Source organism: Spiribacter onubensis, assembly GCF_040838425.1.
GTDB lineage: Bacteria > Pseudomonadota > Gammaproteobacteria > Nitrococcales > Nitrococcaceae > Spiribacter > Spiribacter onubensis.
The window spans coordinates 77,490-101,005 of record NZ_JBAKFI010000001.1 but is presented as its reverse complement, the minus strand read 5'-3'; the positions used below and the strand labels follow the sequence as shown (position 1 = coordinate 101,005).

General features: G+C 65.3%; 21 protein-coding genes. 7 read left to right on the top strand and 14 right to left on the bottom strand.

Annotation, left to right across the window (positions count from 1 at the left end):
• Positions 1-5: 5 nt before the first annotated feature.
• The 8 genes from rseP to rpsB are packed head-to-tail and all read right to left on the bottom strand — an operon-like array spanning position 6 to position 7,187.
• Positions 6-1,370, bottom strand: a complete 1,365-nt coding sequence (rseP, locus tag V6X63_RS00505; RefSeq protein WP_367977855.1) for an RIP metalloprotease RseP — start codon at positions 1,368-1,370, stop codon at positions 6-8.
• Positions 1,370-2,563 carry a 1-deoxy-D-xylulose-5-phosphate reductoisomerase gene (locus V6X63_RS00500; protein WP_367977854.1) on the bottom strand — a complete coding sequence of 398 codons (1,194 nt, stop codon included), beginning with the start codon at positions 2,561-2,563 and terminating at the stop codon, positions 1,370-1,372. Before V6X63_RS00500 ends, rseP begins: the two co-directional genes overlap by 1 nt.
• Positions 2,560-3,381 carry a phosphatidate cytidylyltransferase gene (locus tag V6X63_RS00495; RefSeq protein WP_367966631.1) on the bottom strand — a complete coding sequence of 274 codons (822 nt, stop codon included), beginning with the start codon at positions 3,379-3,381 and terminating at the stop codon, positions 2,560-2,562. Before V6X63_RS00495 ends, V6X63_RS00500 begins: the two co-directional genes overlap by 4 nt.
• Positions 3,374-4,117, bottom strand: coding sequence for a polyprenyl diphosphate synthase (uppS, locus tag V6X63_RS00490; protein ID WP_367977853.1), 744 nt, complete (start codon positions 4,115-4,117; stop codon positions 3,374-3,376). Before uppS ends, V6X63_RS00495 begins: the two co-directional genes overlap by 8 nt.
• A 25-nt stretch (positions 4,118-4,142) precedes the next feature.
• Entirely contained in the window at positions 4,143-4,700 is a 558-nt protein-coding gene (gene frr / locus V6X63_RS00485; RefSeq protein ID WP_367966629.1) for a ribosome recycling factor, read from the bottom strand.
• A gap of 10 nt (positions 4,701-4,710) precedes the next feature.
• Positions 4,711-5,424, bottom strand: a complete 714-nt coding sequence (gene pyrH / locus V6X63_RS00480; RefSeq protein ID WP_367966628.1) for a UMP kinase — start codon at positions 5,422-5,424, stop codon at positions 4,711-4,713.
• Positions 5,425-5,434: 10 nt separating this feature from the next.
• Complete coding sequence (tsf, locus tag V6X63_RS00475; protein ID WP_367977852.1) at positions 5,435-6,319, bottom strand: translation elongation factor Ts; 885 nt, start codon at positions 6,317-6,319, stop codon at positions 5,435-5,437.
• A gap of 37 nt (positions 6,320-6,356) precedes the next feature.
• Positions 6,357-7,187 (bottom strand): 30S ribosomal protein S2, encoded by an 831-nt coding sequence (gene rpsB, locus V6X63_RS00470; RefSeq protein WP_367966626.1) that lies wholly within the window; start codon positions 7,185-7,187, stop codon positions 6,357-6,359.
• Between the two features lie 169 nt (positions 7,188-7,356).
• Here rpsB and map point away from each other — a divergent pair, with 169 nt between their 5' ends.
• Genes map through dapE form a run of 5 tightly spaced genes read left to right on the top strand, consistent with a single transcriptional unit; the run spans position 7,357 to position 14,053 of the window.
• The gene (map, locus tag V6X63_RS00465; protein ID WP_367966625.1) at positions 7,357-8,115 is read left to right on the top strand and encodes a type I methionyl aminopeptidase; all 759 of its coding nucleotides are present in this window, start codon (positions 7,357-7,359) and stop codon (positions 8,113-8,115) included.
• Between the two features lies 1 nt (position 8,116).
• Positions 8,117-10,828 carry a [protein-PII] uridylyltransferase gene (gene glnD / locus V6X63_RS00460; protein ID WP_367977851.1) on the top strand — a complete coding sequence of 904 codons (2,712 nt, stop codon included), beginning with the start codon at positions 8,117-8,119 and terminating at the stop codon, positions 10,826-10,828.
• A complete protein-coding gene (gene dapC, locus V6X63_RS00455; RefSeq protein WP_367977850.1) occupies positions 10,818-12,041 on the top strand; it encodes a succinyldiaminopimelate transaminase in 1,224 nt (407 codons plus the stop codon). Before glnD ends, dapC begins: the two co-directional genes overlap by 11 nt.
• A gap of 16 nt (positions 12,042-12,057) precedes the next feature.
• Positions 12,058-12,876 (top strand): 2,3,4,5-tetrahydropyridine-2,6-dicarboxylate N-succinyltransferase, encoded by an 819-nt coding sequence (gene dapD / locus V6X63_RS00450; RefSeq protein ID WP_367977849.1) that lies wholly within the window; start codon positions 12,058-12,060, stop codon positions 12,874-12,876.
• A gap of 16 nt (positions 12,877-12,892) precedes the next feature.
• Positions 12,893-14,053: a succinyl-diaminopimelate desuccinylase gene (gene dapE, locus V6X63_RS00445; RefSeq protein ID WP_367966621.1), complete on the top strand. Its 1,161-nt coding sequence runs from the start codon at positions 12,893-12,895 to the stop codon at positions 14,051-14,053.
• Here dapE and V6X63_RS00440 read toward each other — a convergent pair.
• From V6X63_RS00440 to hrcA, 6 genes are all read right to left on the bottom strand, one after another.
• Complete coding sequence (locus V6X63_RS00440; protein WP_367977848.1) at positions 14,013-15,008, bottom strand: NAD(P)/FAD-dependent oxidoreductase; 996 nt, start codon at positions 15,006-15,008, stop codon at positions 14,013-14,015. The genes dapE and V6X63_RS00440 overlap by 41 nt on opposite strands.
• 14 nt (positions 15,009-15,022) lie before the next feature.
• Entirely contained in the window at positions 15,023-15,841 is an 819-nt protein-coding gene (gene dapB, locus V6X63_RS00435; RefSeq protein ID WP_367966619.1) for a 4-hydroxy-tetrahydrodipicolinate reductase, read from the bottom strand.
• A 1-nt stretch (position 15,842) separates the two neighbouring features.
• On the bottom strand, positions 15,843-16,982 hold the full coding sequence (dnaJ, locus tag V6X63_RS00430) for a molecular chaperone DnaJ (protein ID WP_367977847.1): 1,140 nt from the start codon (positions 16,980-16,982) through the stop codon (positions 15,843-15,845).
• Between the two features lie 139 nt (positions 16,983-17,121).
• Positions 17,122-19,050: a molecular chaperone DnaK gene (gene dnaK, locus V6X63_RS00425; RefSeq protein ID WP_367977846.1), complete on the bottom strand. Its 1,929-nt coding sequence runs from the start codon at positions 19,048-19,050 to the stop codon at positions 17,122-17,124.
• A gap of 76 nt (positions 19,051-19,126) precedes the next feature.
• Positions 19,127-19,714, bottom strand: a complete 588-nt coding sequence (gene grpE / locus V6X63_RS00420; RefSeq protein WP_367977845.1) for a nucleotide exchange factor GrpE — start codon at positions 19,712-19,714, stop codon at positions 19,127-19,129.
• 75 nt (positions 19,715-19,789) lie between these two features.
• Positions 19,790-20,845, bottom strand: coding sequence for a heat-inducible transcriptional repressor HrcA (gene hrcA / locus V6X63_RS00415; protein ID WP_367966615.1), 1,056 nt, complete (start codon positions 20,843-20,845; stop codon positions 19,790-19,792).
• A 122-nt stretch (positions 20,846-20,967) separates the two neighbouring features.
• On the opposite strand from hrcA, the gene V6X63_RS00410 reads away from it, so the two are divergent.
• Together V6X63_RS00410 and recN are read left to right on the top strand one after the other, a co-directional pair.
• Positions 20,968-21,852 (top strand): NAD(+) kinase, encoded by an 885-nt coding sequence (locus V6X63_RS00410; RefSeq protein WP_367977844.1) that lies wholly within the window; start codon positions 20,968-20,970, stop codon positions 21,850-21,852.
• Positions 21,846-23,516, top strand: a complete 1,671-nt coding sequence (gene recN / locus V6X63_RS00405; RefSeq protein ID WP_367977843.1) for a DNA repair protein RecN — start codon at positions 21,846-21,848, stop codon at positions 23,514-23,516. Before V6X63_RS00410 ends, recN begins: the two co-directional genes overlap by 7 nt.

Sequence of the window (23,516 nt, the reverse complement as noted above, 5' to 3'; positions counted from 1 at the left end):
TTCGCTCAGCCCCCGGCGCCCATGAGACGGTGCAGGTCGTTGTACAAGGCCAGGGTCATCAGCATGAACAGCAATGCCAGGCCGATCTGCTGGCCCAGCCCCTGTGCCGCCTCCGATAGGGGACGCCCCCTGGCCCACTCGATCGTGTTGTAGAGCAGATGCCCGCCATCAAGTACGGGCACCGGCATCAGGTTAAGGATACCAAGACTGATGCTGACGATCGCGAGAAACTTCAGGAATGGAATGAGTCCCAGCGATACGGAGTCACCGGCATATTGCGCGATGTTGATCGGCCCGCTCAGGTTCTTGACCGACGCCTCACCGATGACCATCTTGATGAGGACATCGATGGTCAGTGTTACCGCCCGCCAGCTCGATTCCATCGCCTCGCCCATGGCGGCTACTGGCCCGTAGCGCACCTCATGGCGGAGATCGTCGAACAGCCCCGGCGGCACCCGGGGTGTGACGCCCAGCACGCCGATGACCTGATCGCCCTCGCCCCGACTGCCGAGCATCACAGTGCGCTCGAGGATGCGCCCGTCCCGCTCGATGGTGAGATCGACCGAGGTCTGCGGGCGCTCGCGCACGAACGCCACCAGACTGCGCCAGGAGCCAATTTCCTCGCCATCAGCGCGGCGGATACGGTCCCCGGGCTGCAGCCCACCCTCTCCGGCGCTGCTGCCGGAGACGACCTCGTCAATGACCGGCTCGATGGTCGGCTGCCAGGGGCTCAACCCGATACGCTGGAGGACTTCACCCTGCTCGTCGAGCAGACGCGTGTCGGTCAGGTCGAGGGACAGCGCCACCGGTCGCCCATCACCCCGGGCAACCTCCACTCGGACCGGCTCGTCATCGGCCGCATCAAGCAACGTCATCACCACCTGATCCCACGCCTTGACGCGGGCACCATCGACCCGCACGAATTCGTCACCTTCCATGAGCCCCGCCTCGGCGGCGGGTGTCTCCGGGGTGACCGGCCCGATAATCGGTCGGACTTCCGTCGCGCCGATGACAAAGACCAGCCAGTACGCCACGATCGCCAGCGCAAAGTTGAAAACCGGTCCGGCCGCGATCACTGCATTCCGTGCCCATAGGGGCTTGCGGTTGAACGCCTGATCCAGATCGCCGTCCGCCACCGGCCCCTCGCGCTCATCGAGCATCTTGACGTAGCCGCCGAGCGGAATCGCGGCGAGGACATACTCCGTCCCGTCCGCACCCGTGCGCTTGAGTAGCGGCCGGCCGAACCCGACCGAGAAGCGCAGCACCCGGACGCCCATGCGGCGGGCCACCCAGAAGTGGCCGAATTCATGCACGGTCACCAGTACGCCGATCACCAGCAGGAATCCAAGGATATTGATCAGCCAGCTCATCAATGACTCCAGCGCTTGAGTGACGCGGTGGCCTCGCGACGTGCAAGCTGTTCGTGGTCGATTAATGCCTCAAGCCGGTTCTCGGGTTCACCGTCCATCGCGGACAGCGTCTCCTCGATGACCCCCGCGATCCGGTCAAAGCGCAGCTCGCCGTTCAGAAACGCTCCCACCGCCACCTCGTTGGCACCGTTCAATGCCGCTGTCGCGCCATGGCCGGCGTCCAGCGCCGCGCGGGCGAGTGCCAGACAAGGGAAACGCCCCCCGTCCGGCGCCGAGAAATCCAGGCGACCCGCAGCCAGCAGATCGAGCGGCTTCACGCCCGCGGCGATACGCTCGGGCCATGCGAGGGCGTTGGCAATCGGCGTCCGCATATCGGGGTTACCCATCTGGGCCAGCGTCGAGCCATCGCGGTACTGGACCAGGGCATGGACCAGGCTCTGGGGGTGCACCAGCACGTCGACCTGGCCTGCGGAAGCGCCGAAAAACCGACAGGCTTCAATAAGTTCCAGACCCTTGTTCATCATGGTTGCGGAATCGACGGAGATCTTCCGCCCCATGGACCAGTTGGGATGAGCGCAGGCCTCCTTCACCGTCACGCTGGCGAGCGTCGCCGGATCTCGATCGCGGAAGGGTCCGCCGGAGGCGGTCAGCACGAGTCGTTCGACGCCTGCGTCGTCCAGCGTCGCTGCCTGCGGCGGGAGACACTGGAAAATGGCATTATGTTCACTGTCGATGGGCAGCAGGAGCGCACCGCTACGCCGGGCCGCCGACATAATGAGATCGCCGGCCACCACCAGCGCCTCCTTGTTCGCCACGAGGACACGTTTACCGGCCTCGACGGCAGCCAGGCAGGGGGCGAGTCCGGCCGCGCCGACGATGCCGGCCACCACAGTGTCGGCACCCGACATACTTGCCGCCGCCACCAGTCCGGCTTCGCCGGACAGCACGTCGACACCATCCAGATCAGCGAGGCGGGCGTGGAGTGCCGCTGCCGCGCCGGCATCGGCCATGGCGGCGAGATCGGGCTGGAAGCGACGGCACAGCGCCTCCATGCCATCAACATCGCGGCACGCACTGAAGGCCGTCGCCCTGTAATGCGATGGATGTCGGGCGATGACATCCAGTGTGCTGGTGCCGATTGACCCGGTGGCGCCCAGAATGGCGACGCCGCGTGCGGCCGCAGAATCCGTCATCCCACCCTCATGAGTGCGGCTGCCATGACCGGCGCGGCGGCCAGCAGGGCATCGATCCGGTCGAGCATGCCGCCATGTCCGGGCAGTAGCTGACCACTATCCTTGCGATCAGCCTGACGTTTCAGGACGCTCTCAGCAAGATCACCGATGACGGACAGCGAGATGACCATCGTCGCGACCGGCAGGAGCCATCCAAGCCCGGGCAGCCCGGACAGCGTTGCGGCGCCCACCTGCTGCAGGAGGAGCGCGAGCAGCAGCCCGAGCAAGAGACCACCGGCGACTCCCTCCCAGGTTTTACCGGGACTGATCGCGGGGGCCAGCTTGTGCCGGCCGAAACGCCGCCCGGCGAAATAGCCACCGATATCCGCCCCCCAGACGAGGGCCATCAGCAGCGTGACCCAGAAAGGGCCGCTCACCGGCAGCGAATGGATGGCGACGATCCCAAGCCATGCCAGGGCAAGCGTAATCAGGCCGGCCACGGCCGGGAGCCAGAACGGGAGGCGGTAACAGTGCCCGCGGCGCGCCTGGGCGAGCACCCAGACGGCAACCGCAAGCCACCACAGCAGCCCCGGTATCAGCCAGATCTGGCTGGCCGCTGCGTCACTCGCTGCGAGGACCGCGAGCACCGCGGCCAGCACGACGACATAGCCCAGGCGCCCGAGGCGCCCGTCAAAGCCGGAGAGGCCCGCCCACTCCCAGGCCGCAATCAGTGCCGCGACTGCGAAGAGCCCCTGCAGCCAGACGCCCGGCAGCAGCCAGATGACGGCGAGCACCAGCATGACCAGCGGGATCGCGGTGAGCACTCGCTGCCTAAGCATCGGCATCATCCCCCACGTCTTCGCGGATCCCGCCGAACCGCCGGTCGCGTTCCTTGAACCATGCCAGGGCCCGCTCCATTTCGATCTCGTCGAAGTCGGGCCAGAGCACGGGAGTGAAATAGAGCTCGGTGTAGGCAAGCTGCCAGAGCAGGAAGTTGCTGATGCGCTGCTCTCCGCCGGTCCGCACGAAAAGATCCGGTTCCGGAAGGTCATGCAGGCAGACTTCCGCCGCCAGGGCATTTTCATCGATGGACGCCGCCGTGCGGTCGCCGGCGGCCACGGCCTCGGCAAGCCGCCGCGCCGCCATGGCGATGTCCCATCGGCCGCCATAACTGGCGGCAATATTCAACTGCATGCGGGTGTTTCCGGCGGTCAGCGCCTCGGCCGACGCACAGCGCTCCTGCAGGCGCCTTGCCAGTCGAGAGCGGTCGCCGATGATATTCAGCCGGATCCCGTTGCGGTGGAGACGGTTCGTTTCGCGATCAAGCACACGCATGAAAAGCTCCATGAGCATGCTGACCTCCGCCGCCGGACGGCGCCAGTTCTCACTGCTGAAGGCGAACAGGGTCAGTGCCTCGACTCCGGCGCGGGCACAGGACTCCACCGTTCGCCTGACCGATTCGGCGCCAGCCCGATGCCCATGGTGCCGGGGCTCGCCATGACGGGCCGCCCAGCGGCCATTGCCGTCCATGATCACGGCGACGTGACGGGGGACCGCTCGTGGCGACTCACTCATGCTGCGCGACAGGTCGCTGACGGCCTCACACGGACATCAGCTCTTCTTCCTTGGCGGCGAGGACCTCGTCGATGGCCTTGACATGCCGATCGGTGAGCTTCTGGATACGATCCTCCGCCTGCTTCTCCTCGTCCTCGGTGATCTCCTTGTCCTTCAGGAGCTGCTTGAGATCCCCGTTGGCGTCGCGCCGGATGTTGCGGACCGCCACCTTCGCCTGCTCGCCTTCGCTACGCACCACCTTGACCAGGTCCTTCCGACGCTCCTCGGTGAGCGGAGGCAGCGGAATACGGATCGCCTGACCGGCCGAGTTCGGAGTCAGTCCGAGGTTGGACTCCATGATGGCCTTCTCGATGGGGGCCACCATGCTTTTCTCGAAGGGTGTCACCAGCAGCGTACGGGCGTCGCCCACCGCCACCGACGCCGCCTGATTGAGCGGCACCTCGGTGCCGTAGTAGCTCACAGTGACCTGGTCGAGCAGGCTGGTGTGGGCGCGACCGGTCCGGATCTTGTGCAGATCCTGCCGAAGGCTTTCCACGCTTTTGTCCATCCGCTGATCCGCGTCCTGGGCAATGTCATCGATCATGAAGTCATCCTCATTCGACCCGGGTGCCGACGTTCTCGCCCTCAACGATACTCGCCAGCGCGCCGGGACGGTTAATATCGAACACGATGATGGGCATGTTCTGGTCACGACACATGACGATCGCCGTCGCGTCCATCACCGAGAGGCGTTCGTCGAGCACCCGATCATAGGTCAGGCGTTCATACCGACGCGCGCCGGGATCGGTAACGGGATCGGCGGAATACACACCGTCGACCTTCGTCGCCTTGAGCATGACATCAGCACCGATTTCCACTGCCCGGAGACTGGCCGCCGAGTCGGTGGTGAAGAACGGGTTGCCCGTACCAGCGGCGAGAATGACGACACGCCCCTTCTCGAGGTGGCGTATCGCCCGCCGCCGGATGTAGTCCTCGCAGACCTGATTGATCTTGATCGCCGACATCACGCGGGTGAAGACGCCCTCCCGCTCGAGGGCGTCCTGCATCGCCAGGCCATTCATGACCGTGGCGAGCATTCCCATGTGATCGGCCCCGACGCGGTCCATACCGGCCGCGGCCAGCCCCGCGCCCCTGAAGATATTGCCGCCGCCGATCACCAGCGCCACCTCCACGCCCCGATCGATCAGGGCATGGACTTCGGTGGCGAGTCGCCGCAGCACCACAGGATCAATGCCGTACTCGGCATCGCCAAGGAGTGCCTCGCCACTCAGCTTGAGCAGAATCCGCCGATAGACCGGATCCGTCATGGCGCGACCCTCAGCTGCCCTGAACCGTTGCCGCGACCTCTTCGGCGAAGTTCTCTTCCTTCTTTTCGATCCCCTCGCCGACCTCAAGCCGGGCGAAGCGCACCACCCTCGCGCCATGCGCCTGGAGGAGTTTCTCCACGGTCTGGTCCGGGTCCTTGACGAACGGCTGTCCAAGCAGTGTGATCTCACTCAACCACTTCCGCAGTCGACCCTCGACCATCTTGTCGATGATCTCCTGGGGCTTGCCCGACTCCTGTGCCTGCGCCACGAGGATCTCGCGCTCGCTGGCGGCCCGTTCCTCGGGAACATCGTCAACACTGACGCAGACCGGACGGCTCGCCGCGATATGCATGCAAAGATCGCGGCCCAGGGCCTCGTCACCTCCCTCAAGCTCGAGCAGCACACCGATACGGCTGCCGTGGAGGTAGTGATGGACCTGTCCGCTGTCCGTGGCATAGCGCTGGAAACGCCGGACCTGGATATTCTCTCCGACCTTGGCCACCAGTTCCTTCTGAGCAAGCTCCAGCGGCGCGCCACCATCCTCGAGCGGCAGCGCCAGCAGGGCGCCCAGATCCGCCGGGTCATCCGCCAGAATCCGGTCCGCCACCTTGCGGCCGAACGACTGGAAGTCGTCTCCGTTGGCGACGAAGTCGGTCTCGCTGTTGATCTCCACGATCGCGCCACTGCGCCGGTCCTCCGCCAGGGCCGCGATCACTGCGCCGTCGGCGGCGACCCGGTCAGCCTTCTTGTCGGCCTTGGCAAGCCCGCGCTTGCGCATGTGCTCGACGGCGGCGTCCATATCCCCATCGGTCTCCACCAGCGCCTTCTTGCATTCCATCATGCCCGCGCCGGTGCGCTCCCGCAGATCCTTCACCAGTTGTGCGGTAATCGCCATCAGATTGTCCTCTATCCTTTTCCGGTTAACCAGCGCCCTACTCGTCGCCGGCGCTCTTGTCCTTGCTGCCCTCTTCCGTCGCGGCGGCGGCTTCGGCGCCCGCGGGCTCATCGGCCGAGGCCTCGGCGGCGGCAGGCTCGCCGGGGAGCTCCACGAACTCGTCATCGCCGGCTGGCGCCTGGGAAGTGGCCATGCGGGCATCGATGATCGCATCGGAGATGCCGCGCAGATACAGACGGATGGCCCGGATGGCGTCATCGTTGCCGGGGACGACGTAGTCGACCTCGCGGGGGCTGTTGTTGGTATCAACAACCGCGACGACCGGGATCCCCAGCTTGCGGGCCTCCTGCACGGCGATCCGCTCGTAACCGACGTCGACCACGAACAGTGCGTCCGGCAGCGATTCCATATCGACGATTCCACCGAAGGAGCGCTCGAGCTTGTCCATCTCGCGCTGAAGTGAGAGGACCTCGCGCTTGCCGAGCTTCTCGAAGGTGCCGTCCCTCTTCTGCTCCTGGAGTTCCTTATAGCGGCGGATGGACCGCTTCACGGTCCGGAAGTTGGTCAGCATGCCGCCCAGCCAGCGGTGGTTGACGTAGGGCATGCCGCAGCGCTCGGCTTCCTCGCGCACGGCATCACGGGCCGCCCGCTTGGTGCCGACGAACAGGATCCGACCACCATTGGCGGCCAGCTTGCCCGCGTAGTTGACCGCGTCCTGGTAGAGCGGGAGGCTCTTCTCCAGGTTGACGATGTGAATCTTGTTGCGCTCGCCGAAGATGTAAGGGGCCATCTTCGGATCCCAGTAACGGGTCTGGTGGCCGAAATGCACGCCGGCCTCCAGCATCTGACGCATGGTCACCTTGGCCATGACGAATACTCCTTTTAATACGGGTTAGGCCTCCATGCACCCGCAACTGGCAACCCCGAGGGCACCCCGCCAGCTGTGTCGGTGCATGTGTGGTTTTGGTTTGTCGAATTGCCCAAATGGCGCGCCGTTTATACCATAGGCGGTTTAAATCGACAATTTGAAAGGCCGCATGAGCATCACCATCAAGACCCCTGCCGAGATCGAGAAAATGCGCGAGGCCGGCCGACGAGCCGCGGCCGTGCTGGACATGATCGGCGAGCATGTCCGCCCGGGCATCACGACCGGCGAACTCGATCGGCTCTGCCACGAGAAGATTGAGGCGCTCGGGTGCGTGCCGGCGCCGCTCAACTACCGTGGCTTTCCCAAGGCCACCTGCATCTCGGTGAACCATGTCATCTGCCACGGCATTCCCGGCAGCAAGAAGCTCAAGCGCGGCGATATACTGAACATTGACGTGACCGTTATCCATGAAGGCTGGCATGGCGACACCAGCCGCATGTACTTCGCCGGTGAGCCGGGCGTCCAGGCTCGACGTGTCACCGACGTCGCCCATGAGGCCCTCTATGCGGGCATCGATGTCGTACGTCCGGGGGCCCGTCTCGGTGATATCGGGCATGCCATCCAGACGCTGGCGGAGTCGCGGGGCTGTTCAGTGGTTCGCGAATACTGCGGTCACGGCATCGGCCGTGGGTTTCACGAAGAACCGCAGGTACTGCACTACGGGCGGGCCGGCACCGGCGAGCCGCTCCGGCCGGGCATGACCTTCACGATCGAACCGATGATCAACGCCGGCCGTGCGGATACGCGGCTACTGGGCGATCAATGGACCGTGGTCACCAAGGATCACAGTCTGTCCGCCCAGTGGGAACACACGGTCGCGGTGACCGAGGATGGCGTCGATGTCCTGACCCTGAGCGGCGACGACTGAGATGGCGGCTCTGGCGCCGGAGGCCACGGCTGCGTCCATCGACCGGCAGCTCCTCGACCTGGATCACCTCGATGCGCGGCTGGCGGCCGGTGAGAACGCCACGCCAGTGTTGCAGCAGGCCCTGCGCGACGCTGACGAGACGCTGGCGGCACGCTTTCTTGAGGGGACGCCTGCCTTCGAGCTTGTGCCGCTGCGCGCGGCGGTGATGGACGAAATCGTCACCCGGGTGTGGACGCTCTGCCTGGGGTCGCTTGTCGACGAGGCCTGCCTGGCTGCCGTCGGCGGTTACGGACGGGGCGAGCTACACCCCGCCTCCGACACGGACCTGATGATAATCATCCCCGCCACCCTGCCCGACGGCCTCGAGGCGTGCCTCGCCGACCTGGTCACGCGGCTGTGGGACATCGGCATCGAGGTGGGCCACAGTGTCCGCAGCATCGCGGACTGCGTCACCGAGGCGGAAAAGGACATTACTGTCGCCACCAATCTGATGGAGTCACGGGTGCTCGCCGGCGACCGACAGCTGTTCGACGCGATGCAGACGGCGACCAGCCCCTTCCGCGTCTGGCCTGGTCCGGCCTTCTTCGAGGCCAAGCTGGCCGAGCAGCAGCGCCGCCATGAGCGATACCACGACACGGCCTACAATCTCGAGCCGAACCTCAAGGAAAGCCCCGGCGGACTGCGCGACATCCACATGGTCGGCTGGGTTGCCAAGCGCCACTTCAGCGCCCGTGCGCTGAGCGACCTGGTCGGCCTGGGCTTTTTGACCGAGAGCGAGTATGAGGACCTCATCCAGGGGCAGCACTTCCTCTGGGATATCCGCTTTGCCCTGCATCTGCTCGCCGGGCGCAGGGAAGACCGGCTGCTGTTCGACTTCCAGGCGGAACTCGCCCGACAGTTCGGCTACAAGGACACCGAGCACACCCTGGCGGTCGAGCAGTTCATGCAGCGCTACTACCGCATGATCATGCGGCTTACGCGACTCAATGAGATGCTCCTGCAGCTCTACCAGGAGACCATCCTCTATGCCGATGTCGATGAAAAGCCAACCCTGCTGAACAAGCGTTTCCAGGTGAAACGTGGCTTCATCGAGGTCACCCACCGTAACGTATTCCGTCGCTATCCCTTTGCAATGCTTGAGCTTTTCCTGCTCATGCAACAGCACCCTGAGATCCGCGGCATTCGGGCTGCGACGGTCAGACTGCTGCGTGAACATCGCGACCGCATCGATGCCCGGTTCCGTCGGGACCTGCGTGCCCGCAGCCTTTTCATGGAAATCCTCCGCCAGCCCAGCGGCATCACCCACGCCCTTCGCCGCATGCACGGTCATGGCGTCCTCGGACGCTACATCCCGGCCTTCGCTGAGATCACCGGGCGGATGCAGTACGACCTGTTCCATGTCTACACCGTGGACACCCACACGCTGATGGTGGTGCGCAACCTGCGCCGCTTCGGCGTCGCGAAGCACCATGATGAATTCCCGCTGCTCAGCGAGATGCATGCCCGCCTGCCCAAACCAGAACTGCTATATCTGGCCGGCCTGTTCCACGATATCGCCAAGGGCCGGGGTGGCGATCACTCCGAACTCGGCGCCGAAGATGCCTATGCCTTCTGCCTCCAGCACGGTCTGTCCCGCTATGACTGTCGATTCGTCGCCTGGCTGGTCCGCAAGCATCTTCTGATGTCGATGACCGCTCAGCGTCGCGACATCAGTGACCCCGGGGTGATCAACGAATTCGCCGTCGAGGTGGGCGACCTCAACCACCTCGACCATCTCTATCTGCTCACCGTGGCGGATATCCGCGCCACCGACCCCAAGCTCTGGAACAGCTGGCGAGAGTCTCTGCTGCTCGAGCTCTATCGGCGGACCTCACGGGCCGTTCGGCGCGGCCTCGGCCGACCGATCGACGAGGACGAACTGGTGGCGGAGGCCCAGCATCGGGCCCGGGAACTCCTGCGCCGCCGCGGACTGCATCACATGACCGTGCGCTCCATCTGGCGGCACTTCACCCCGGATTACTTCCTGCGCTACTCCGCCGCGGAGGTGGCATGGCACACCGAAGCGATCCATTCGGCAGGGGATGCCGCCCACGCCCCTCTGGCGCTGATCGAGACCGATGCCAAGCGCGGCGGCATGGAGGTGTTCATCTACACGCGCGATCGCGCCAACATCTTCGCGCTCGCGGTCTCCGCGCTGGATCAGCTGGGGCTGGATATCCTTGATGCGCGGATCATCACGACGGACAACGGCTACACGCTTGACAGCTTCCTCGTCCAGTCCGAGCGCGACGAGGCGGAGGCCCCGGAAGCGCGGGTGGAGCGGATGCGCGAGACGCTGATCAATCACCTCCACGACCCGCAGGCACTGCCGGAGCCCTCCTCGCGGATCGCACCGCGACGCCTGCGACACTTCAAGACACCGACCCAGGTAGACTTCAGCGACGATACTCGGAACGATCGGACGGCCATGGAGCTGATCACCGGCGACCAGCCCGGGCTACTCGCCCAGGTCGGCTATATCTTTGCCCGCCACGGGTTGCGGGTACAGAACGCCAAGATCGCGACCATCGGCGAACGGGCGGAAGATGTGTTTTTTGTCACCGACGACGAGAACAACCCATTAAGCAGCGCGATGCGTCAACAACTGCGCAGCGACCTGCTCAGCGCCTTCGAGGGCGAATCGGACATCATGAGGCGGGGTGATGGGGTCTGATCGGTCTGACCAGGGCAACCCAGGGCTGGCAAGGCTGCATGCCTATCCATTCCAGCGCCTGCGGCGGCTGCTCGAGGGTGTCACGCCCGCATCGACGGCGACGCCGGTCCCCCTCTCCATCGGTGAGCCGAAACACCCGGTGCCGGGCTTCATCGCCGAAGCCTTTCGTGCCGGGGTGGACAGCAGTCTCGGCCGCTATCCGGCGACCATCGGCATGCCGGAACTCCGGGCCGGTATCGCGGACTGGCTGCGCTGGCGCTTCCGGCTCGTGAATGCCCCCATCGACGCGGACCGGCAGATTCTTCCCGCGGCCGGTACCCGGGAGGCCCTATTCGCCGTGACGCAGGCCCTGATTGATCCAGCCAGGCGTCCTGCGGTGTTCATGCCCAATCCGTTCTATCAAATCTATGAAGGCGCCGCGCTGCTGGCCGGTGGCCAGCCGCGGATGCTCAATACGGGGCAATCCGGTCTGCCGGATCTCGACCGTATCGAAGAGCTGGAGTGGGCCCGCTGCGGCCTGATCTATCTGTGCAGCCCGGGCAACCCCACCGGTCGGGTGCTGCCGCAGTCGTTCTGGAATCAGCTCTTTGCGATCCGCGACCGCCACGGTTTCGTCATCGCCGCCGATGAGTGCTACAGCGAACTCTACCGCGACGAAGACGCGCCGACGCTGGGCCTGCTCGAGGCCTGCGAGGCGGCCGGACGCGATGACTTCAGCGGCTGCCTCGCTTTCCACAGCCTGTCCAAGCGCTCCAATGTTCCCGGGTTGCGCTCCGGCTTCATCGCCGGCGATGCCGGGTTGATCGAGGCCTTCAGCGCCTACCGCACCTACCAGGGTTGCGCTCTGCCCTTTCATGCCCAGCAGGCAAGTCTCGCCGCCTGGGGCGACGAGACTCACGTCCGGGAGAACCGCGCGGCCTATCGCCGAAAATTCACCATGGCCCGGGAATATCTGGCCGATCTGGCGCCCTATGACGAACCCGAGGCCGGTTTCTATATCTGGCTGCCGGCGCCGGGCGGCGACGACGAGGCTTTTACGCGGGCGCTGTATGCCGCCACGGGAATCACCGTGCTGCCCGGACGCTATCTGTCGCGCCCCACTCCCGAGGGTGACCCCGGCGCCGGTTATGTACGCCTGGCACTGGTGGCCGAGCAGACCATCTGCGAGGATGCGCTGGAGCGGATGCGCCGCTTCATCCAACAATGGCAATGACTGACGGAGACCCCTCATGGCATCGATCCAGGACATCATCGAGTCGGCCTTCGAGAACCGCGAGACGCTGAGCCCTGACACCGCCTCGCCGGCGGTTCGGGAGGCGGTCGAGGCGGCGCTGGCCAGGCTCGATCGCGGCGAGGCCCGCGTTGCCGAAAAGACCAGCGACGGCTGGCAGGTGAACGAATGGCTGAAAAAGGCGGTCCTGCTGTCCTTCCGGCTCACGCCTAACCAGCGCATCCGCTGTGGCGAGGCCGATTACTATGACAAGGTGCCGCTGAAGTACGCCGACTACAGCAGCGCCGACTTTGAGGCCGACGGCGTGCGGGTCGTCCCGCCGGCGGCAGCCCGCCGGGGGTCATACATCGCACCCGGCGTCGTGCTCATGCCTTCCTACGTCAACATCGGTGCCTTCGTCGACGGCGGCACCATGGTCGACACCTGGGCGACGGTGGGATCCTGTGCCCAGATCGGCCGCAATGTGCATCTCTCGGGCGGCGTGGGCATTGGCGGGGTCCTCGAACCGCTGCAGGCGAGCCCGACCATCATCGAGGATAACTGCTTTATCGGCGCGCGCTCGGAGATTGTCGAAGGCGTTATCGTCGGCGAGGGCGCGGTCATCTCGATGGGCGTGTACATCGGCCAGAGCACGAAGATCTACAACCGCGGGACCGGAGAGGTGATCTACGGCCAGGTGCCGCCGGGGGCGGTTGTGGTGCCGGGCAGTCTGCCCGCCTCGGACGGCTCCCACAGCCTCTACTGCGCGGTCATCATCAAGCAGGTGGATGCCAGGACCCGCGCCAAGGTTGGGATCAACGAGCTGCTGCGGCCCTGAGCGAAGGACGTCCCCCATGCCCGCCGATGCCATGGAGAGTACGCTGGCCCTGACCGAGGCGCTGGTTAGCCGTGCGTCGGTGACCCCCGATGACGCGGGCTGCCAGAAGCTGCTCGCCGAGCGCCTCGGGCGAGCCGGGTTCGATATCGACTGGCTGCCCCGGGGAGACGTCTCCAACCTGCTGGCGGTTCGCGGGCAACAGGGGCCGGTCCTGCTGTTCGTGGGGCACACCGATGTCGTCCCAAGCGGACCGGTCGAGGCATGGCAGTCACCGCCATTTGAACCAACGATCCGTGATGGCCGGCTCTTCGGCCGCGGTAGCGCCGACATGAAGGCGAGCGTCGCGGCATTCGTCACGGCCTGCGAGCGCTATGCCCGGACGCCGGACAATGGCCCGCTGCGGCTTGTCATCGCCCTGACCAGTGATGAGGAAGGGCCAGCGCAGGACGGGATTCGGGCCGTCGCGCCCCGCCTGCCGGACCGACTCGGACCGGTGGACTGGTGCCTTGTCGGCGAACCAAGCAGCAGCCAGCGACTCGGCGATACCATTCGCGTGGGGCGTCGCGGATCGCTCAGCGGGGAGATCGTCATCGATGGCCGTCAGGGCCACGTCGCCTACCCTGATCAGGCCGACAATCCGCTGCATCGTCTCGCCCCGATACTGGCGGAACTCATCGACAGCGACTGGGATTCGGGCACCGCGGACTTCCCACCGACGCGACTGCAACTCACCGCGGTGGATACGGACACCGATGCGGTGAACATCATCCCCGGCCGAGCCTCGGCCCGTTTCAACCTGCGGTATGCCCCGGCGAGCAGCGCCGATGAGCTGCGCGAGCAGATCCAGTCCATCGTCGCCAGATACGCACCGGACGCTGGCATGCAATGGTTTCACTCGGCCGAGCCATTCGGCAGCCCGCCCGGACGGCTACGCGAGGCCGTCATGAGCGCCATTCATGAGAAAACCGGTCAATGGCCCACAGCGGATACCGCGGGAGGTACCTCGGATGGACGCTTCATTGCCCCGCTCGGCGCCGAGGTCGTGGAGTTCGGGCCCGTGAACGCGACCATCCACCAGGTCGACGAGCACATTGATCTGGAGGCGATCGACGCCTTGAGCGATGCCTATGAGGCGATCATCCGCCGCCTTGCCCGGAACGCTCCATCAGCCGATTGACGAGCCGCCGGGCGGCGGCGCGCCCGCTGCGCCATGCACCCTCGACACGGCCATCCGTCACCCAGTCACCCGCGCAGAGCACATCCTCGTGCTCAAGATAGCCGACCGACTCCGCCAGTGCGCCACGGGCCCGGGCGAAGCGCCATCGATGGGCGATGCGGGCAGTCACCGACGGCGTCTGCCGAATCAACTCGGCGAAAGCGGTGGAGAGATACTCACCAACGGCCTCCGGCGACCACTCGATGTTGGCCTCACTCCAGGCGGCCGTGGCATGGAGTGTCCAGATCTCCGGGAGATGGGGTCGGTCCGGACGAGAGCCTGAGCGGGCCACCCAGCCGAGCGGGCCACTGCTGGGGAAACCGGCATCGAAGTCGACCTCAAGCGGTCGCTCGAGGACCAGGCCGACGGACCAGCAGGGCTGCATCCTCGAGGCAGCGGCACGAGCCGCCAGCCTGGGACAGGGTTCGGCGAGCAGGGATTGCGTCTGGGGCGCCGGGGCAGTGAGCAGTAGGGCATCAAACTCGCCCAGCGACTCGCCGTGGCGCCCACTGAGGACCCAACCCGACAACTCTCTGGTGATCTCACTGACCTGAATGCCACTCTGCACGTCCAGCCCGTCGGCCAGGTGGCGGGCCAGGGCGGACATGCGGGGCACCGCCACGAGTCGGGTCTCCGGTCGGGCCGGCTGACGTTCCGGAAGAACCAGCGGATTCACCGGCCATGGCGCCACCACGCCGGCCGATTGCCATTCGTCCACTGCCGCCCGAAATTCACCGTCCCTCGCCGTGAAGTACTGGGCGCCGAGATCGATGGCCCCGTACTCAGTGCGCTTGCTGACCATCCTCCCGCCGGGCCCGCGGCCCTTGTCGAAGACCACCGAATCGATTCCGGCGGCCTGAAGCGCACGCCCGGCACTCAGACCGGCGATCCCCGCTCCAATGATGGCAATGCGCATGACTGTCTCCCGCGTCAATCCGACGCCCGGTCGTTCAGACCGAGCACATCATCCATGTCGTAAAGCCCGGCAGGGCGTCCCGCCGCCCAGCGCGCGGCACGCAGGGCCCCGCGCGCGAATGTGGCCCGGCTGGAGGCGCGATGGGTGAGCTCAAGCCGCTCGCCGTCACCTGCGAGCATCACCGTATGCTCGCCGACGATGTCGCCCCCACGCAGGGCCTGAAACCCGATCGCGCCGGCGGGGCGCTCCCCGACAATGCCCTCTCGCGCCTGGATGGCATGATCCTCAAGCCGCACGCCGCGGCCCCGCGCCACTGACTCACCCAGCGCCCAGGCCGTACCCGAAGGCGCATCGCGCTTATAGCGATGATGGGCCTCTGCGATTTCGACATCATAGTCGTCGCCAAGTGCCGCCGCGGCCGTCTGCACCAGGCGCCGCAGCAGCGTCACGCCACTGCTGTAATTGGCGGCATAAACAACCGGAAGCTGACCCGATGCCCGCTGGATGGCCTCCTCTCCAGCCGCACTCACTCCGGTGGTGCCGATCACGATCGGCGTTCCCGCCGCCGTCGCAGCCGCCAGGTTCGCCTCCAGCGCATCCGGCAACGTGAAGTCAATCAGGACTGCGGCCGCTGCCGCCGCATCCCCGGGGGTATCGGTCAATGCGACATCCAGGTGCCCACAGCCGGCGATGTCGCCGGCATCATGCCCGATCCATTCGCTGCCCGACCGGACCGTCGCCGCGACCAGCCTGAGATCCTCCGCCGCCGCGACCAGTTCGATCAGCGTTCGGCCCATGCGCCCGGCGGCGCCCAGAATGGCTACGGCGGTCATGTCAGAATTTCATCCCTTCGAAGAACGACTTCACCGAGTCCAGCCAGGAGCTGCCGCGGGGGTTATGGTGCTCGCCGCCCTTCTCGAGGGTTTCGGCGAGCTCCTCGAGCAGCTCTTTCTGGCGCGTGGTCAGGTTGACGGGCGTCTCCACCGCCACCCGGCACAACAGATCGCCCGAGGTGCCACCGCGTACCGGCTTGACGCCCTTGCCGCGGACCCGGAAAACCTTCCCGGACTGCGTGCCCGCGGGAACCCGCAGGGTAACCCGGCCGTCCAGCGTGGGCACCTCGAGCTCCCCGCCAAGGGCAGCGGTGGTCACACTGAGAGGTATGTCACAGCGCAGATCGGCGCCCTCGCGGGTGAAGATCGGATGGGGCTTGACCACCATCTCCACGTACAGATCACCCGGTGGCCCACCCTGCTCCCCGGGCTCACCCTCGCCGCTCAGTCGGATCCGGTCGCCGGTATCGACACCCGCCGGCACCCGGACATTGAGCGTCTTGTGGTCGGGAACGGTCCCGCTGCCACCACACTGTCGACAGGGATCACTGACGATCTGTCCGGTCCCGCTACAGCGCGGGCATGTCTGCTGGATCGAGAAAAAGCCCTGCTGGACCCGAACATCGCCGTGGCCATTGCATGTCGGGCAGGCCTGCGGTTCGCTGCCGGGGGCGGCACCGGAGCCCTCGCAGGCGTCACAGCGGACCTGCGTCGGTATCCGGATCTCGCGCTCGACACCATGAACCGCCTCCTCAAGCGTGACCTCCATGCGATAGCGCAGGTCGGCGCCGCGGAAGGCCCGCGCACCGCCTCGACCGCCGCCACCGAATATGTCACCGAACACATCGGAGAAGATATCGGCGAAGTCGGCGCCCCCGCGGCCGAATCCGCCGCCGCCACCACCACCGGCGCTCGGATCCACGCCGGCATGGCCGAACTGGTCATAGGCCGAGCGCTTCTGCGGATCGCTGAGGATCTCGTAGGCCTCCTTGGCCTCCTTGAAGCGCATCTCCGCATCACTGTCACCCGGGTTGCGGTCCGGGTGATATTTCATCGCCAGACGTCGATACGCCTTTTTCAGATCACTCTCGGAAGCGTTCTGTGAAACCCCGAGGATTTCGTAGTAGTCACGTTTTGCCATGGTGCCCGTTCTGACTGTTATCTCTGCAGGGTAACCACCCCGGCGCCAACAGCAAAGGCGCAGGCATCGAACGCCCGGCTGACCGGGTCATTCGATGCGCTGCGCCTTGCCGGCGAAACGCCTGTTCCGCGAAGCGCCGTTACTTCTTCTCGTCGTCCTTGACTTCCTCGAACTCGGCATCGACCACGTCTTCCTGGCCGGATTGACCCGCGTCCCCGGCGCCTGCCTCGCCGGCGGCCTCGCCGGCTCCGGCATCCTGGTACAGCTTCTCCGCCAGTTTGCCGGACGCCGTCGCCAGCGCCTCGGTCTTCGACTCGATGGCCGACTTGTCGCTGCCCTTCATGGCCTCTTCAAGATCGGCAATGGCGTCTTCCACCGCCTTCTTCTCATCATCCGAGGCCTTGTCGCCTACTTCCTCCAGGCTCTTGCGCGCGGCGTGGATGAGGTTGTCGGCCTGGTTGCGGGCCTCCACCAGTTCACGGGCCTTGCGGTCCTCCTCGGCGTGAGATTCGGCGTCTTCCACCATGCGCTCGATTTCATCATCCGACAGCCCGCTGGAAGCGCGGATCTGGATCGACTGCTCCTTGCCCGTGCCCTTGTCCTTGGCCGTCACATGCAGGATACCGTTGGCGTCGATATCGAAGGTCACCTCGATCTGCGGTACGCCGCGGGGAGCCGGCGGGATATCCGAGAGATCGAACTTGCCGAGCGACTTGTTATCCGACGCCATCTCCCGCTCGCCCTGCAGGACGTGCACGGTCACCGCGCCCTGGTTGTCCTCAGCGGTGGAGAACACCTGATTGGCCTTGGTCGGAATGGTCGTATTCTTCTCGATGAGCTTGGTCATGACGCCGCCGAGGGTCTCGATACCAAGCGACAGCGGCGTGACGTCGAGCAGCAGGACATCCTTGACGTCACCGCCCAGGACACCGCCCTGGATCGCCGCACCGATGGCGACGGCCTCGTCCGGGTTGACGTCGCGGCGCGGCTCCTTGCCGAAGAACGCCTTGACCGCCTCCTGGACCTTGGGCGTGCGGGTCTGTCCCCCCACCAGGATGACCTCATCCACATCGCCCGCCTTGAGGCCGGCATCCTTGAGCGCCACCTCACAGGGCTTGATCGTGCGCTGGACCAGGTTTTCAACCAGGCTCTCGAGCTTGGCACGGGTCAGCTTGAGGTTGAGGTGCTTGGGCCCGGTCTGATCGGCGGTGATATAGGGCAGGTTCACCTCGGTCTGCTGCGCCGATGAAAGCTCGATCTTGGCCTTCTCCGCCGCTTCCTTGAGCCGCTGCAGCGCCAGCCGGTCCGAGGAGATATCGATCCCCTGATCCTTCTTGAACCCGGCCACGAGATAGTCGATCACCGCGCGGTCGAAGTCCTCACCGCCCAGGAACGTATCACCATTGGTCGACAGCACCTCGAACTGATGCTCACCCTCGACCTCGGCGATCTCGATGATGGAGACGTCGAATGTCCCGCCACCCAGGTCGTAGACGGCCACCTTGCGATCCCCCCCCTTCTTGTCGAGGCCATAGGCCAGCGCTGCAGCGGTGGGCTCGTTGATGATGCGCTTGACCTCGAGACCGGCGATGCGACCGGCGTCCTTGGTGGCCTGACGCTGGGAATCGTTGAAGTAGGCCGGGACGGTGATCACCGCCTCGGTGACCTCCTCGCCGAGGTAATCTTCCGCGGTGCTCTTCATCTTCTGGAGCACGCGCGCGGAGATCTCCGGCGGTGCCATCTTCTTGTCGCGGACTTCCACCCAGGCGTCGCCGTTGTCCGCCTTGACGATGCTGTAGGGCATCTCGCGGACATCCCGCTGGACAACGTCCTCTTCGAACTTTCGGCCAATCAGCCGCTTGATGGCATGCAGCGTGTTCTCTGGGTTGGTGACCGCCTGTCGCTTGGCGGCGGCACCAACGAGGACTTCGCCGTCTTCGGTGAATGCGACGGTGGAAGGCGTGGTGCGATCACCCTCGGCGTTTTCGATAACCCGGGAAGATCCCCCTTCCATCACCGCGACGCAGGAATTGGTTGTTCCCAGGTCGATTCCGATGATCTTGCCCATTATTCAATGCTCCTCGATTTCAAATTCGGTTCAATTAGTGAGATTTAGGCGCCAGCGGTTTTTTTCAAGTCCCCGCTCAGGAATCGGAGGGTGCCTTCGCGACGATCACCATGGCCGGACGCAGTAGCCGGTCGCCGAGGCGATAGCCCTTCTGCACGACGTTGATCACGGTGTTGGGCTCGACATCGGTGGCTTCCTGCGCCGCCATCGCCTCGTGAGCCTCCGGATCGAACCGCTCGCCCTCGGGGTTGAGCTCTTCGATGCTGAACTTCTCCAGCGCCTGATTGAACATGCGCAGCGTGAGCTCCGAGCCCTCAGCCAGCTTGGCCGCGTCCGCGCCATCCTCGCTGGCGGCCTGCAGCCCCATCTCGAGACTGTCCTTGACGCCGAGCAGCTCGCTGGCCAGTTTTTCCAGCGACTGCTGACGGGCTGCTGCCACATCCTTTTCCGCCCGCCGGCGCAGGTTTTCCATTTCCGCCCGGGCACGCAGGAACTGACTCCAGTTCTCCTCGGCGCGGGCCTCAGCCTCACGCAATGCGGCCTGCAGATCCTCGCCCTCGGGCGTTTCCATCTGGCCATCGGGCCCCGTGCCGGATGGCTCGGCTCCCGTCTCCACTTGCCCGGGCTCGCCGGTTGAGGTCTCTCGCTTGTCTTCTTCGCTCATTGCTTGCTCCGCTGTTCCGGCATCCGGCTTGACGCCGCCATGTGGGCGGCGTGCGCTCATCGGTAGAAATGGGGATCAATGATCGGGTTTCAAGGCGTGGCCCAGGAGCCGCGCCGTGACATCGACGATCGGGATCACGCGGTCGTATTCCATCCGGGTGGGGCCGATGACGCCGAGAACGCCGAGAACCTGGTCATCACTCTGGTAGGTGGATGTCACGAGGCTCACCCCATCAAAGGCCCGATAGCCGGATTCCTGGCCGATGAAGATCTGTACGCCATCGGCCGAGAGACAACGGTCGAGCAGATGCAGTATGTCCCGCTTCCGCCCGAACGCCTCGAAGAGCTCCTTGAGCTTCTCGACGCTGGAGAGCTCGGCGAACGTCATGAGGTTGGTCTCGCCGGCGATCACGAAGTCATCGTCCGTGTCGCCGTCATCGGCGAACAACTCGCGCGCCACGGCGATCGCCGAGGTCATGAGGCTGTTCACGTGCTGTTGATCGGCCTGCATGGCCTCCAGCAGACCGCGCCGGACATCACCGACGCTTTTGCCCGCGAACTCCAGGGACAGATAGTTCGAGACCTGCTGGAGCTCAGCCGGGCTGTAAGGACGATCCGTCTCGATGACGCGGTTCTGCACCTCTGAGTCGTTCAGGACGAGGATGGCCAGAATGCGCCGCTCCGACAGCGGCAGGAACTCGATGTGCCGGATGGCGCCGTAGTCGCGCCGCGGCAGCGTCACCACGCCAGCCAGATGGGTCAACCCGGATAGAAGGTTGGAGGCGGAGTCCACCAGTGAGTCGGTATCCCGCCCCGCATCGAGACGGATTCGCAGGTTATCGGCATCCAGCCCGCTCTCGCGTCGGACACTGAGCAGAGAGTCAACGAAAAACCGATAGCCACGATCCGTCGGAATCCGCCCGGCGGAGGTATGCGGCGACTGGATATATCCCGCCTCCTCCAGGTCCGCCATGACATTGCGGATGGACGCCGCGCTCAGGTCAAGCCCTCCATCCCGCGTCATCGCACGGGATCCCACCGGCTGGCCATCGCGGATGTAGCGATGCACCAGCATTTTCAGCAGATGCTGTGCACGCTCTGTCAGCGGCTCATCGCCATGTCGGTGAACCATGGGACCTCCGTGGGAGTTGGCACTCTCTCAAGTAGAGTGCCAAGCGAAGCTATCAACGCCCTGCATGGCTGTCAATTTGCGGACGCCATGCTAAGTTGTTGAGGTATCGGCGAGGGGGGTGCATGCCAGCGTTCCAACGCATAGCGATAACCGGCAAACCGAACGACACCGCGGTCATTGAAACCATTCGCAAGCTCATCGAACGACTCGAGGACGAGGGCCTCGACGTCTGTCTCGACGCAGCGATGGGCGCCGCGACCGAATCGGGCGACGGCCGTGATATCGACGATCTGGCGTCCCTTGCCGGGCATATCGATCTGCTGATCGTGGTCGGCGGCGACGGCACACTGCTGCACGCCGCGAAGATCGTTGCACCGCACGGCGTTCCGGTTCTCGGCGTCAATCGCGGAAGGCTCGGATTCCTGGTCGACGTCTCGCCGGACCGCTTCGACGAAATCGCCCGCGTGGTTGACGGTGACATGCAGGTCGAGCAGCGCCTGATGCTGGAGGCCCGTGTACTGGAGGACGGGCGGGTCATCGCCCGTTCACCCGCCCTGAACGAGGTTGTGCTGCAGCGGTGGAACACCTCGCGCATGATCGAATTCGAGACGTGGATCGATGGCGAGCCCTGCAACCGTCACCGGTCGGATGGACTGATCGTCAGCACCCCGACCGGCTCTACCGCCTACGCCCTGTCCGGGGGCGGCCCGATCATGCATCCGGGCATCAACGCCGTCGCCATGGTGCCGATCTCTCCACACACCCTCAGTAACCGGCCACTGGTCATCAGCGCGGACAGCCGCATTGAGGTGCGGGTCCAACCCGATTCCATCGCGCAGGTTCACGTCAACTGCGACAGCCAGAGTGACCTGACCCTCTCCCCCGACGGACGGCTCGAGATCGTCGCGTCACCCCACAGACTGCGACTTGTGCACCCACCTGGCCATCGCTACTTCGATATCCTGCGGGCGAAGCTGCATTGGGGGGATGGAGCACCGCCATGCTGAATCGCATCGAGATCCGCGACTTTGCCATCATCGATGAACTCGCGATCGATCTGCATCCCGGGCTCAGCGTGCTGACCGGGGAAACCGGTGCCGGCAAATCGATCCTGCTGGATGCCCTGGGCCTGTGTCTCGGCGACCGGGCTGATACATCAATGGTCCCGGAGGCGGCCGGACGCAGCGAAATCCACGTCATCTTCGACGTCAGTGACACGCCCCGGGCACAGGCCTGGCTTGCGGAGGAGAACCTCGACGAAGACGATGAATGTCTCCTGCGCCGGGTCGTCCAGCGTAATGGTCGCTCACAGGCCTGGATCAACGGCCGGCCGGTGACCCGTCATCAGCTCGGGCAGCTCGGCGGCATGCTCGTGGGCATTCATGGCCAGCATGCCCACCAGGCACTCATGCGTCCCGAGATGCAGCGGCGGACGCTGGATGGATTCGCAGGGCATGGCGATAAGCTCGAGGCCGTATCCGCCCTCCATGCGCAGTGGCAGGACGTTGAGGCGGAAATCCGCTCGCTGAGCGGCGGTCATGGTGACAATCAGGATCGAATGGACCTGCTGCGCTACCAGCTCGAGGAGCTCGATGAAGCGGCACTCACCGAGGCGGCCTTCGCGGAGCTCGAGCAGGAGCAACGGCGTCTCGCCGGCGCGAGCGAGATCATTACGGCCTGTCAGCAGGCCCTCGAACTCCTCTATGAGGGGGACACCACCGCCCAGACATTGATCGCGGCGGCCGAGCGGGCACTGGATCCGCATCTTGATGTCGATACTTCGCTCACCGAGGCGAGGGATCTGCTGGCCACCGGTCAGGTCCAGCTGGAGGAGGCCTGTCAGGGGCTGAGACAGTTCGCCGACCGGCTGGAGCTCGATCCGGAACGGCTTCAGGTTGTCGAAGACACGCTCAGCCGACTCCACGACCTGGCCCGCAAACACCAGGTCGAACCTGAAGGGCTTGCCGCCCATGCCGAATCCCTCCGGGAAGACCTGCACCGCCTCGAGTCGGCGGACAGCCGGCTGCTGGCGCTTCATGCCGAACGCGACCGCCTCCTCGATGAGTACCGGAATGCGGCAATGGATCTCTCGGAATCCCGCCGGACGGCGGCCGCCCAGCTCGGTGCGCGGGTCGACGAACTCCTCGCCCAACTGGGCATGGCCGGGGCCGAGCTGACCATCATCGTGGACCCGGATGATGGCGCCACACCTGCCGCCCACGGCACGGACCGCATTCGGTTCGATGTCCGCACCAATCCGGACCAGCGACCGGCGCCGCTGCAGAAGATCGCTTCCGGTGGCGAACTCTCGCGCATCGGGCTTGCCCTCGAGGTGGCGACCGCGGATACCGCGGAGCTGCCGGCGCTGATTTTCGACGAAGCGGATACCGGGATTGGCGGCGGAGTCGCCGAAGTGGTCGGACGGCAGCTGCGTGCCCTCGCGCGTCACCATCAGGTGCTCTGCATTACGCATCTGCCACAGGTCGCGGCACAGGGGACGTATCAGCTGCAGGTGGAGAAGCGTCAGCGGGATGACGGCCGGACGGTCACCGACGTAAGAACGCTGTCGCCGGATGAGCGGACCGATGAAATCGCGCGCATGCTCGGCGGACTCGAAATCACCGAAAAGACGCTCAATCACGCACGGGAGATGCTGGAGCGGGTGGGCTGA